9 protein-coding genes are annotated in these 12577 nt (G+C 70.0%); 1 reads left to right on the top strand and 8 read right to left on the bottom strand.

Annotated features, from left to right (window positions below):
* Positions 1–384: 384 nt before the first annotated feature.
* Complete coding sequence (locus ACIQRW_RS06120) at positions 385–699, top strand: hypothetical protein (protein ID WP_403755352.1); 315 nt, start codon at positions 385–387, stop codon at positions 697–699.
* Positions 700–825: 126 nt separating this feature from the next.
* Here ACIQRW_RS06120 and ACIQRW_RS06115 read toward each other — a convergent pair whose 3' ends face one another.
* The 8 genes from ACIQRW_RS06115 to ACIQRW_RS06080 all read right to left on the bottom strand — a co-directional run bounded on the left by ACIQRW_RS06115 (position 826) and on the right by ACIQRW_RS06080 (position 11701).
* Entirely contained in the window at positions 826–1482 is a 657-nt protein-coding gene (locus ACIQRW_RS06115; protein ID WP_403755068.1) for a fasciclin domain-containing protein, read from the bottom strand.
* Positions 1483–2114: 632 nt separating this feature from the next.
* Positions 2115–2717: a class F sortase gene (locus ACIQRW_RS06110; protein ID WP_403755349.1), complete on the bottom strand. Its 603-nt coding sequence runs from the start codon at positions 2715–2717 to the stop codon at positions 2115–2117.
* A 128-nt stretch (positions 2718–2845) separates the two neighbouring features.
* A complete protein-coding gene (locus ACIQRW_RS06105; RefSeq protein ID WP_403755066.1) occupies positions 2846–4513 on the bottom strand; it encodes a DUF4331 domain-containing protein in 1668 nt (555 codons plus the stop codon).
* Positions 4514–4769: 256 nt separating this feature from the next.
* Positions 4770–5270 (bottom strand): hypothetical protein, encoded by a 501-nt coding sequence (locus ACIQRW_RS06100; RefSeq protein WP_403755063.1) that lies wholly within the window; start codon positions 5268–5270, stop codon positions 4770–4772.
* 115 nt (positions 5271–5385) lie between these two features.
* A complete protein-coding gene (locus tag ACIQRW_RS06095) occupies positions 5386–6738 on the bottom strand; it encodes a hypothetical protein (protein ID WP_403755060.1) in 1353 nt (450 codons plus the stop codon).
* 221 nt (positions 6739–6959) lie between these two features.
* Positions 6960–8630 (bottom strand): nickel/cobalt transporter, encoded by a 1671-nt coding sequence (locus ACIQRW_RS06090; RefSeq protein WP_403755057.1) that lies wholly within the window; start codon positions 8628–8630, stop codon positions 6960–6962.
* Positions 8627–9982, bottom strand: a complete 1356-nt coding sequence (locus ACIQRW_RS06085) for a tetratricopeptide repeat protein (protein WP_403755055.1) — start codon at positions 9980–9982, stop codon at positions 8627–8629. The genes ACIQRW_RS06090 and ACIQRW_RS06085 overlap by 4 nt, the downstream gene beginning before the upstream one ends.
* Positions 9983–10090: 108 nt before the next feature.
* The gene (locus ACIQRW_RS06080) at positions 10091–11701 is read right to left on the bottom strand and encodes a DUF4331 domain-containing protein (RefSeq protein ID WP_403755052.1); all 1611 of its coding nucleotides are present in this window, start codon (positions 11699–11701) and stop codon (positions 10091–10093) included.
* Positions 11702–12577 lie beyond the last annotated feature (876 nt).

Here is a 12577-nt window from a genome sequence, read left to right as displayed (position 1 = left end):
GGGCGCGCATGTGCGGCAGGGCGGAGCGGGACGGGTCGGGGCCGATCGCGGGGACTGCCGGCTCGAGTCGAGCGCGTACGCATCGCGATCGCGAAGCATCCGCTTCTTTGGACCGGTGCACCTTGACAGCCTCCGTTGCGCTGACGTCGCCCCAACGGGGCCTTCACACCAGTCGTTCGGAGTCACATCAGTCTCGGATTGCTCATGTGGCGCACGACACGTCAGCGGGCCGACCTTTTGCAGTTCGCTGGCGCGTATCAGCCAATCGCAGGCGGCTTTACGCCAGACACCCATCCGTGGAGGGCTCCGCACCGAAGAGGTGATGTCCGGACGTTCGTTCGGGCACTGCGTTCCCATGACCCGGAATTCGAAATGGAGAGCATGATGAAGATCCCCGTTCCCGCTCTGCGGTGGCAGCTCGTCGGAGCCCTCGTCGGCACCGTGCTGCTGGCGTCCGCTCCCGCCGCCTCGGCCGCCGCCTCTCCCTCCTCCGAGGTGGCACCCCGCCAGGCACATACCGCGCGCGAAGGCGGACCCTCCTCCGGCCCGCTCGCCTTCTACCGGGGAATACAGGGCGGGAATCTCTGCCTGCTGGCCCGGTGCACCGTCGGCGGATCCGGACCCGGCGGCCACACGGGCCCCAGCAACACCCAGGGATTCAACCTCTGCCTCCTCGCCCTGTGCACCGTGCGGCCCTGAACGCAGCTGGGCCTGGACCCACGACGCTCCCCCGCGCATCGGCGCGGGGGAGCTCGTGGGTCCAGGCCCAGCATTCAAGTCCGCTTGCTGTCAGCCCTCCGGGCTCGACGCAGGGTGCGGGAGCGGTCAGGCCTTGGGCATCAGAACGGTGTCGACGATGTAGACGGTGGCGTTGGCGGTGGGGACGTTGCCGCAGACGACCTTGGAAGTGTCGTTGACGGTGTAGTTCTCGCCGGAGCCCTTGGTGGCGAGGGTGGACTTCTGGAGAGTGTCGTAGGTTCCGCTTTCCAGCTGCTTGGGGGAGAGCTTCTCGCCCACGACGTGGTAGGTGAGGATGCTGGTGAGCATTTCCTTGTCGGCCAGGACCTTGTCGAGGTCGGCCTTGGGGATCTTGGCGAAGGCGTCGTTGGTCGGCGCGAACACAGTGATGTTCTGTGCGTTGTTGAGGGTGTCGACGAGGCCGGCCTTCTTGACCGCGGTGACCAGGGTGGACAGGGCCGGGTTGTTGGAGGCGGCGGTGGCGACCGGGTCCTGGGCCATGCCGTCGAAGGATCCCGCGCCGTCCTGGGGGACGGATGCGCAGGCCGGGCCGAACGGGCCGTCCATGGGGGTGGTGTCGTCGGCTGCCGGGCTCGACTTCTCGTCGGCGGGGGCGGAGCTGCTCGCCTTGTCGGCGGCCTTGTCGGAGGAGTTGTCGTCCCCGCCGCAGGCGGTGAGCGTGAGGGGCAGGACGGCGGCGGCGGTGACCGCGATGGCGGCGCGGCGGAAACGGAAGGCGTTCACAACATTCTCCTGTGTGCTCGGTCGGTGGCGCGCTGAGTGTTCAGTCAGGGGCGTGGTTACGGAATCGCGCGGGCGTGGCGAGCGCTGACGTCAGGTCAGGCGTCGGGACACGGACGCGATGGTCAACGCGGCCGACCGTGCAGCGCGCCGAGGGTGATGCTCGCGCCGTGCCGGTGCCGCCTTGATCGTCATGTCTGCTATTCGGGGCTGCCGCGACATCGGATTGGTCTGGGGGCGAGAAAGTTTGAGCCCGGGGCTCGGACCCTTCGTCGAACCGCCGTCCGCCGGGCGGCGACGGCAGTTCGACGACACGCCGTAACCCGTGCGGGTGCGATGCGAGGGTCGACCAATCCGGCGGGCAGGCGGTGGCGAATGCCCCATGTGAGCGGCTGTCCGGAGGAAACACCGCACACGCCGAGGCATCCATCGGGGATGGATGCCTCACCCGTTCCTCACGGTGGAAGGGCCGTGGGGGACGGCCGTCGCGGGGCGTTACTCTCCTGGGCGCCCCGCGACGGGCCTCCCCGTGAGCAGGCGGTCGAGGCGGCGAAGGGGGATCAACCGCCCGTCCTTGCCCATGTGCGCCCAGAAGGGAGTCCCCGAGTAGAGGGCCCCGGTGTCGCACCTCGCGTTCATCTTTTCCCCGCGCTCGCGTTGTCGAGCGTGGCGTAGACGACGAGGTTGTCCCGGTACTCCCGGCGGCTGCGGTCGTAGGTGCCCGAGCAGGTGATCAGGTGCAGGGCGGGCGGTCCGCTGGTCGCGTAGACCTGACTGTCGGGGAAGGCGTCCTTCCCGTACTGGCGCAGCGCCCTGACGGTGAAGGTGGTGGTGGACCGGTCGTCCTGGACCATGGTGACTTCGTCGCCCGGATCGAGCGTGGAGAGTCCGTGAAAGGCTCCGGGGCCGGTGGCTGAGTCGACGTGGCCGACGACGACCGTCGCGCCGGGGCCACCGGGGCGGGGGCCGTCGCTCCACCAGCCTATGTTCTCGGGTTCGTCGGGGACCCCGAGGCGGCCGTCCTGCTGGACGCGCAGGCCGATCAGGGGCTGGTCGATTCCGATGGCGGGTATGCGGATGCGGACCGGGGGTGGTGACGTCCGGTCGTCGGATGTCGTGGCTTGGCCGGGTCCCGGGTGAACGGGGAGGCTGCCTCTGTCCATCCGTTCCGGTACCTGTCCGGGGCCGGTGCCCAGAGTGGAGAAGCCGATGCAGGCCAGCGCGGCCCCGACGGCCATGGCGATCAATCCCGCGGTTCCCTGCCCGCCGGGTATTCGCCGTGGCCGCGGGCGGCGGGTGGCGGTGGCACGGGCCGGTCGCCCGATCCGCCATCGGCGGGTCGGGCGACCGGGGAGGAACGGGCTGTTCATGCCTGGCCGGTGCCGTGTCGTCGGCGCAGGGCCAGCAGTCCGGCAATGGCCAGGAGCGCCCCGCCGCTCAGGGCGGTGACGGGCACGACGGGGAAGCCGTCGCCGGAGGCGAGGCCGCCGAGGCCGGCGCCGACGCCGCCGTCGGGGTGGAGCGAGTCGGCCTGGTTGACGGCCGCGGTGTTGGGGAGGGCGACATAGGGGAAGGTGTCGCCGGGCTCGCGGTAGGGGGTGTCGACGGCGTCGCCGGCTGCCAGGGCGGGCACGATCTTCCCGGTCTGCGCGGCGCCTTCGAGGGCCTGGAGCTCGATGTCGACGACATCGTCGTTGAGGCGGCGGCCGTTGGGGAAGCCCGCCAGGTCCTTGCCGAGGACGCCGAGGCGGTTGGGCTTCGCGGCGGGCGGGACGGACATGTTCAGGCGCAGCATTTCCGCGGGAACGACCGCGGCCTTGTCGACGTCCTGGTTGAGGCGCTGCGAGTTGAGGTCCGCCTTGATGGGGCCGCACTCCTTGCAGATCCCGGTGAGGAAGATCTCGACGAGGTCGTTGCGCGGCGTGGCGGGGGCGGGAACCTTGTAGATGCTCTCGATGAGCTTGGGGACGATGGGGTCCTTGACCTTGTCGACGACCGGCGTGATCGTGGCGTCCTTCTCCGGGCTCAGCGCGTTGAAGGCGTCCTTGAACTTCAGCGGCACGACGACCTCGTTGACGAGCGGGTTGCCCAGGCGGGAGACCTGCCGCCACTCGTCCGAGTTTCCGTCCTTGGCGGTTGCCTTGCTGTCGTCCGCAGCCTGAGCGGAGGTGTCCTCGCTGCCCTTGCCGGCGCCCGCGACATCGGCTCCTCTGCGGTCCGTGGTGGACCACACGCCGATGACGGGGTTGCGCTTGGCGTCGCCCTTGAGCGCCAGCGTCGACTTGGGCACCTGGACGGCGAGGGTGTTGATGTTGTAGCCGGCCAGCGTGTTGTGGCCGGTCTCCGAGAGGTCGCCCCCGTACAGGAGGTCGAAGATCCGCAGGTCCAGGAAGAACGGATCGGACGCCTGGCCGGCGAAGGTCGTCCCGCCGCCCGGCAGCGGAACCACGGCTTCCTTGCGAAGAGAGGCGTAGTCGGGCATCGACGCCTTGCCGACGTTCGAGGGCGCGACCGGGGAGTCCTTCAGGAGCGTCTTGGTGTTCCCGCTGCTGTCGGTGACCTTCAGGCTGTAGGTCTGCCGGAAGTTCAGGGTCTCGTCGTTGACCGACTTCACGACACCGGTGTTGTAGAGGAACTGGTCGGCGTCGTCGCGGACACGGTCGGTGAACTCCCACGTGTACGTCGTGTCCGGCTTGCCGTTGCCGTCCGCGTCGATCTTGATGTTGTAGCGGGCGTCCTCGGCGAACGGGTAGAAGTTCGGTCCGCCGTTGGGCTCCTGGAACGGGAGCCAGTTCGCCACCAGGGTGACGGTGTCGGGCTTGTCCGGACTCGTGAAGGCGTAGACGTCGGTGTTGTCGGCCCTCGGGTCTCCGGCGGTCATCGGCGCCTCACGGTGGCTGGAGGCGGAGCTGGAGGCAGGGGTGAGGCCGGTGACCGCCGCAGCGGTCAGCAGGGCCAGGGCGCCGGTGGCGGCGAGGGTGCGCTCGGCCCGGCGGGAAGCGGGGCGTCGTCGGAGCATGCGGGGAGAAGGCATGGGGGTCCGTTTCCGGTGAGAGCCGCTCGCCCTCCGGAAAGTTCAGGCGGGGCGGCTAGGAGCTGAAGTTGCCGAACGCCACACGGGCCTGCACGAGCTCGCTCTGATCGACGACGGTCGCGCAGTGAGAGTTGATGTGACGCTGGGCTGCTCTCAGATCACCATGCGTGCGTTGCGCCCGCAATGACGGCTGAGCCGAACGGGGCCGCACCCCGGTCGGGGCCCGGCCCGGCCGGGTGGAATCGCGGGGTGGCCCTTAGGCGTGCTGCATCTCTCCCGCTGCCGCAAGGGGCAGGGAGCGCAAGGCGTGTACGAGGTCGGGCCAGGCGGAGATGTGCCTGGCGACGGCAGGATCGGTGTCTTCGAGAAACGCGAGATGACGGACGGCGTGTGCCACGACGTGGCCGATTTCCAGGTCCGGTGGGGACGGATGGCCCGGCCTGGGGGAGCGGGCAACCTTGTGCGGTTCCGGGAGCGGGGCACCGGGCTGGTCCGGAGCGGGGTCCGGGTGTACGAGGTAGGTCAGGGCGATGCCGCCTTCGCTCGTGGCGCGCCAGCTGGTCGAGTGCACCACATGCGTCTCGTCGTGTTCGGCAAGCGGTGCGAGACCCCGCGCGACGCGGTCCGGGCTCACTCCCCTGCCCAGCGCCGTGATCAGTCGGCGATAGGTGAAGCCCTCGATCGGATCGTGCCGCAGCAGCACTACTTCGACGGTGACGGGCGGCGCGGCAGGTGCTTCGTGCGGGGCGAGCGGCATCGTGCACGGCTCCAACGTCGGCAGGAGGGCCCGGAGGGGAAGGACCTCTCCGACGATCTTATTGCAAAGGCTATGCAACTGCGCAAATTGTCCCAAAGGGTTCAGGAGGTGGTTTCTACGTCTCCGAACGTGAGCCGGTCCGGTGGTCGTCGGTCTCTTCTTCCCAGCGCCATTCGCTGCCCTCTGCGGTGTCGTTCAGCCGGACGCCGCCTGCTGCCAGGGCTTCGCGCACCTCGTCCGCCAGGTCGTAGGCGCCGTCCGCGCGCAGCCGCCTGCGCAGGCCGAGAAGGGGAACCAGGATCCGCCCGACGGTGCGCTCCGGCTCGCTCAGACCGCGTCCGGCGGCCTGGGCCAGACGGCGGATCATGCCGTGCAGGACCGTGCGGGCCCACTCGCCGCCCTGGTCCTCCTCCATGTCGGCGCTCCACGCGGCGATCACCGACTCCAGCTCCACCGCCACCTCGGCCATGGTCCCGGCGTCCCGCGCCCCCTGCGCCGAGTCGAACCGCAACTCCGCTGCCGCAACGGTCTCCTGCAGTGTCGCCGCACCGCCAGTGCCGGCTGTGGCGGCGTGGTGCGTGGCGCCGACACCGCCATCGCCATCGCCGTCGGCACGACGGCGAGGCAAGGGGACCCCTGCGGGTTCCCTTCCTGTTACCAGGTCGCGCAGTTGCTCCAGGGGCAGCGCGGTGCCGCCGGGCACCAGGGTGCTGGCTCCCCGCCGCCGGATCGTCATGACACCCCGCCCCCACACACGTACCAGCGACGTGCTGAGGTCGACGATGACAGCCGTGTGTTCGTCGATCCCGAGGACGGCGCTCTCGTCGGGGAGTTCGTGCTCCAGGGCGGCGAGGCGGGGTTCGCCCAGGTAGCAGAAGCGGGTGTCGTGCGTGCCTCCCTCGGCGTTGTCGTAGTGCGGGATCACCGCGACCGGAAGTCCGAGCGCCCCGAGAAGATCCAGCCCGTTGAGCCATGCGGGGGGATGTCCGGCCTTGTACACCTCGTAGACGGGCAGCGCCGCGAATCCCACGGTGCACGCCGCCGCGGAGGCCATCACCGTCACGCCGTGGCCGCGTTCCACCCGCTCGCGCAGGATCTCGCCGAGACGCAGGGTGTGCCAGCGGTCCAGTGCGTACGACGGGCTGCCGGGCCCGGAGAACACCCAGTCCGCCCTGCGTACCAGGTCACGTACCTTGGCCGCATCGCCGACGACCGGCGCAGCGATCGAGGGGGCGGCTGGGCGCGTGTCCGGAGCGACTACTGTCGCGAGGCCCACGGAGCGTCGGAAGTATTCGCGGGCACGGTTGGAGATGTCGTCGCGGTTGACCTGAAATCCGTACGGTGTCTCCAGGATCACCGCATCGGCGTCACCGTTCAAGTGGGCAACGAGCTCCCGGTGCAGTGTGACCATGGTCGGGCTGGTCTCGCCGGAGCCCATCAGTACCAGAAGTCCGTTTCCAGCGTTCACGCCCACCCCGCCGCCTCCGCTCAGGGTGAGCGGACCTTCTATGCGTACCCGGGGGGCATCCGCCGCATGCCGCCGCCCGGTTCGCGGACGGTCGGCTTCGCCGAGTACGAGGAGGGAGCCTCCTGGACTCGCTGCGGATGCGTCGTGCGGGCTCCTCGCGCCGGTAGGGAAGGGGCTGCCGCCTCGGTATGTGGCTTCTCCCGCAGGGGGGTTGGCGGGAGCTAACCGTTCCCGGTTGCTGCCCGCAGGGTCAGCCCGAGGCCGACGGCGACGACGAGGAGCGAGGTGATGACAGGTCCGGTCCGTGCCAGCTTCCGGAGCAGGGGGTTGTGGCGGAGGGTCCGGGTCCGGTCATGGCTCTCGATGCGTTCGCGCAGGCGTACGAGGAGGAGTCCGGCGAGGGTGAGGGTGCCGGCCATGCCGAGTCCGTAGCCGATGACGAGGAGGACGCCGAAGGCGGTGCGTCCCAGGGCGACGGCGCCGAGGAGCACGACGAGGGCGGAGGGGCTGGGGACCAGGCCGCCGGCGATACCCATGCCGATGAGGCCGGAGCGGCTCGTGCGCCGGGCGTTTCGGGACGCCGTTGAGGTGTCGGCCGGGTGGTGCTCGTGGTCCGGCGGGGCGAGTGTCGCGACCGCGGGGGTCGCCTGGAATACCCCGGCCGGCGCGCTGTCGGGTGCGGAGGCAGGGGTGACGGGCGCGTGGTGGTGAAGGCTGTCGGTCCCGTGGTCGTGATCATGATGGTGGCCGTGGCCGTGGCCGTGGCCGTGGTGGTGGTCGACGTGGCTGTGGCTGTGGTTCGGTCCGTGGTGATGGTGGTTGTGTTGCGGCCTGCCCCGGACGGCTCCCGTGAGGAGCCAGAGACCGATGCCGGTGACGAGGAGCCCGCTGGCGGCTCCGAGCCACATCAGGACGGTCTCGCCGGCCAGGTGGGTGGAGACGGGCAGGGCGAGTCCGAGGACGAGGACGCCGGCCGTGTGCGTCAGGGTGACGGTGGCCCCGACGGTGAGGGCGTCCCGTCTGGTGCCGCGGCGGCCCGCGAGGTAGGCGGCCATGATGGTCTTGCCGTGGCCGGGCATCGCCGCGTGGGACGCCCCGAGGACCAGCGCCAGGAACAGGGCCAGGAGTCCTACGGGCAGGGTGATCTCGCGGGCGCCGACGAGCGAGTCGAAGGCCCCGGTGACCTTGGCGAGCACCCCGCTGATCGCGCTCGCGCCGGGGAGGTCCGCCACCACGGCCGGGACGGCGACCGTGCCCTGCCCGGGTTCGCTGCGCAGAGATGCTGTGCGCTGGTCGAGCGGGGAGGCGAGCGGGTCCTGCGGGTACTGGCGCAGTTCGCGGGTGGCGGAGGCCGCCGGTACGTCGGTGCGGGTGATCCTGATGCCCTGGCCGGTGGCGGTCATCTCGTGCCAGCCGATGCGGGTGGTGTCGTAGTCCGTCTCGGCTCGGATGCCGATGGGCTCGCTGAGAGCGGCCCGGGTGGTCAGCTCGCACGTGAGGCGGCTGGTCTTCAGCCCCGCTTCCCCGTTCTCGTACACCAGGGTGGCCGAGGACTGCTTCCAGTCCGCCCGCTTACCGCCCACGCTCAGGTGGAGTTGTTCCCTCAGGCCGGAACAGGCTTCCCGGGCGTAGGTGCGCGACTCACTGTCGGTGACGGTGTCGTCGTGGTCGGAGTCCACGACGGGACGTTCCTGAAGCGCCGCGATCTCTGCGCGGTCGACGACGACCCGGGCGTCGATCCGGTCGGGCCGAAGGACCAGCCCTGTGTGGTAGTTGACGCTGAAGTTGCCCAAGGGGTGGGCAGCGGCTGCGGGGGCTGCCGCCAGGCTCACGACGGCGGCGAGTGCGGTGGCGGTCAGTGAGGTGATGGCTCGGCGCAGGGTGTGGTTCATGGAGTCGTGTCGATTCGCTGGAGCAGGTTACGGGCGGCGTCGGCGTGCAGGGGGTGGAAGGCAGGCTCACGCAGTGCTTCGGTCAGGTCGTGGCGGGCCGCGTCGGGATCACCCAGTGCGTGGTGGACGACGGCCCGGTGGTAGCGGAACAGTGCGCTGCGCGTCCCCGTGGCCAGGGCCTTGTCGGCCTGGACGAGCGCTTCGGCGTCCCGGCCCGCCCGGTGCAGGGCCCAGGCGTACGCGTCGTGGACGGCGACGAAAGGGCGGGTGCGCAGGGTCTGTTCGGCCATGGTCACGGCGTTTCGCGCGCTACCGTGATCGGCTTCGAAGAGGATCGCGTCGGTATCGGCCGCGCCGCCGGCGGCCTGCCGGATCCGGTCCTGGGCGCGCAGGAGTGCGTACTGCTCCTCGGCCTGTCTGTGGTGGCCCAGAGACTGTTCGAGTTCGCCGAGACCCAGGAGGTAGTGCGGCAGAGGGGCGATGGCGATGGCCGCCCGGTAGTCGGCGAGGGCTTTGGCGGTGTCGCCCAGGGCCAGGTGAGCGCGGGCCCGGGTCTCCAGAAGCGCCGAATCGCCCGGGGCGGCCCTGAGCCCCGTCCGCGTCCGCGCCAGGGCAGCCCGGGGGTCGGCGTCCTGGAGGTCCAGCGTAGCCAGGACGTTGTGGGCGAACGAGGTGTCGGCCCGGGTCGCCGCTGCCGCCAGGGACCGACGCATGAGCGCGCGGGCCCGGTCGGTGTCCCCCTTCAGCTCGAAGGCGTAGGAGGCGCGGGCGAGGGATGCGGCGTCCGGGCGCAGGTCCGTCATCTTCTGGACGGCCTCGTCGGCTTCGTCGTAGCGGCCCAACTGGGTGTACGCGTCGGCCAGGACTCCGTAGGCGGAGGAGCTGTACGGGCCACTGGCGGTGGCCTTGCGCGCCCAGCGCAACGCGGCGGGGAAGTCGTGGCGCGCCGCGGCCAGGGCGCCCATGCCGATCTCGGCGTCCGTGTTGTCTTCGGCCTGCACCGTGAAAGAGGTACGCAGCGCCTTCTCGGCCAGATCGTACGTGGCCGGGTCGGCGGTGGAACGGGCCTGCTGGACGTAAGCCATGCCCAGGGCGGCCCAGCCCCCCGGATCCTTCGGCAGTCGGGTCACCCGGTCCTGGAGCGCCTCGATCGACCCACGTGGTGGCGAAGCCCCAGGCCGGCCTTGGCCCGACGGACGGGAAACAGTCGTCTGATCGGGCGCCAGCATGACCGCGCCGGCGGCGAACATCGCCGCGCCCAGGGCCAGGGTGACCACGATGTTCCGCAGCCGCCTGCCGCCGCGTGTGCGGCGTGGCGGCTGGTGCGGGGGTTCGATGTGGTCCGGGTGCACGGAATTCCCTCCCGAATGCTCGAAGCTGCTGGAGCCGCGGTGCCCGGGCCGGGCGGGTGCTCTTCGGCCCGGCCCGGGCACCGCGTCAGATGTCCGTCGCCTGCCGGTTCAGCTGTCCTTGCCGCGACGGCGGAGGCGGAAGCCGCCGACGCCGAGAAGGAGCGCGCCGACTCCGGCGAGCGCCGCGGCCTGGGTGGTCTTCGTGACGGGGGTCGCCGCGGTGTTCTCCATCGAGGACTGCTCGGCGGTGCGGCCGGCCGCACCGGGGCCGCGGTTGACGTTCTTGGTGTGCGGCAGCGCGACGTAGGGGAACGAGGCGCCGAACGGGACCTCGTTGGCGTTCACCTTGTCGCCCTCCGCTAGTTCGGGGACAAGAACGCCGGTCTGGGCGGCGCCCTCGACGGCCTGGAGCGAGATGTCGATGACGTCGTCGGCGAGACGTCGCCCGTTCGGGAAGCCGGCCAGGTCACCCGCCAGGACACCGAGGCGCTGAGGCCTGGCGGTGGGCGGCACCGCCATGTTCAGGCGCAGCTCCTCCGCCGGGACGATCTTCCTGAGCGCCGCGTCCTGGTTGAGGCGGTGTGCGTTGAGGTCGGCCTTGATCGGACCGCATACCTTGCAGATGCCGGTCAGGTAGATCTCGGCGAGGTCGTCGCGGGGCGTCGCGGGGGCGGGGATGCCGTAGACCTGCTGGATGAGCTTGGGCAGGATCGGGTCGTACACCTTGTCCACGACGGGCTGGACGGTGCGGTCCTGGCTCGGGTTGAGGGTGTTGAAGGCGTCCTTGAACTTCAGCGGGACGACGACCTCGTTGACCAGCGGGTTCCCGAGGCGGGAGACCTGCTTCCACTGCTTCGAGCCGCCCTTGCCCTTCTGGTCGCGGGAGTCGGCGACGGTGACGCCCGCGCGATCGGTGGTCGACCACACGCCGATCACCGGGTTGCGGGAGGAGTTGCCCTTGAGGGCGAGCTGCTTCTTGGGGACCTGGATGGCGATGGTGTTGACGTTGTAGCCGGCCAGGGTGTCCTGCCCCCGCTCGCTCAAGTCGCCGCCGTAGAGGAGGTCGAAGACCCGCAGATCCGCGAAGAACGGGTCCTCGGCCTGCCCCGTGTACGTCTTGCCGCCGCCCGGCAGACCGAAGGTCGCCTGCCTGCGCAGGGCCGCGTAGTCGGGCATCGACGCCTTGCCCGTGCGGGACGGGGCCGCCGGCACGCCCGACAGGAGCGTCCGGCTCTTTCCTCCGGTCGTGACGACCAGGTCGTAGACCTGGCGGAAATTCAGGTCCGGGTCGTCCAGCGCGGTGACCTGACCGGTGTTGTAGAGGAACTGGTTCGCGTCATCGCGGTAGCCGCTGCGGAAGCGCCAGCTGTAGGTGACGTCGGCTACACCGTCTCCAGAGTTGTCGATCTTGATGTTGTAGCGCAGGTCGTCGCCGAACGCGTAGAAGTTCGGGCCGCCGTTGGGCTCCTCCATCGGGATCCAGTTCGCCACCATGGTGACGGTGTCGGCCTTGTCGGGGCTGGTGAACGCGTACACGTCGGTGTTGTCCGCCCGCGGATCACCGGCGATCAAGGGCGCCTCGCGGTGGCTGGAGGCCGCGCTGGGGCTCGGGGCGAGGGCCATCGCTCCGAGTCCCGCGGTCAGAGTGGTGGCACCGAGGACGAGCAGGGACTGGTCCAGGACCCTTCGCGAACGGGGCCTGCGCTGGGAAACCTTCACGGCATTCCTTCTGTCTGCTGACCCCTGCCTGGCATGCGTTGGCGCATGCGAAGGCGAGGGGTGGTCTGATGGGGACGACGGTCGGTGCCGCGGCAGGAGATTGCGAACCGAGCGGTCTCGCAGGCAAGGGCCGATCGACGGGGCGGCTCCAAACGCGGGCCCGCCTGCACCCAAAAACTGCGCAGCCGTAGACAAGCACGCCGAAACCACGTCCCGTGCACACCCGGACCACATTCCCAGGTCGAGCACGTGGTCCACGAAGGGTGAACAGGCCGGTCGGAGCGGCAATTCAGCCAAGCGAAGACCCCACAAAATTCGCGACGACACAGTCGTCGGCCACTGGGCCGAAAGGGGCACGCACGCCTTATTGCAAGCAGCTCGCAATAAGGGTCGCGGGGGAATTCACTCTTCCGGTGCACCGAGCCCAGCGGGAATGCGTGAGCGTCGCACTGGGGCCTCAGGCGCGGAGCGATGCAGGAGCAGGAACGACCTTCGCTTCCCCTTCACTCCGGCTACGCACGTTATGGGCCGGGGGAGTGGATACCGCCAGAGCAGGTGCTGAGAAGGCGCGTGCTCCATCCGCTGAGCTATGGGGGCTGACATGCGTAGACGCAGCTTCCGGGCGCTATCCCACGGGCCCGGGGGTGCATGGGGGAATTATGCATTCCCGGTGAGCGGGGACATGAAGGCTCCCCGATCGGGCCGACTGCAGGGTCTCACACGGTCTTCACACCTCCAGGACCTCTCGCGGAAATAGTCGAAACCTCTCCGGCGGCGATGATCTCCTGGTCGAGGAGGGGAAGATGTCGGGCCTGAAGCTGTTCCGCACGGACACGACGAAAAGCGGCATGACCGAGGTCGCGCCGCGGCTTGTTG

It is taken from the genome of Streptomyces sp. NPDC091287 (genome assembly GCF_044768525.1).
Lineage (GTDB): Bacteria > Actinomycetota > Actinomycetes > Streptomycetales > Streptomycetaceae > Streptomyces.
Note: the sequence above shows the minus strand (reverse complement) of the source record. Positions and strands in the feature narration are given on the sequence as shown.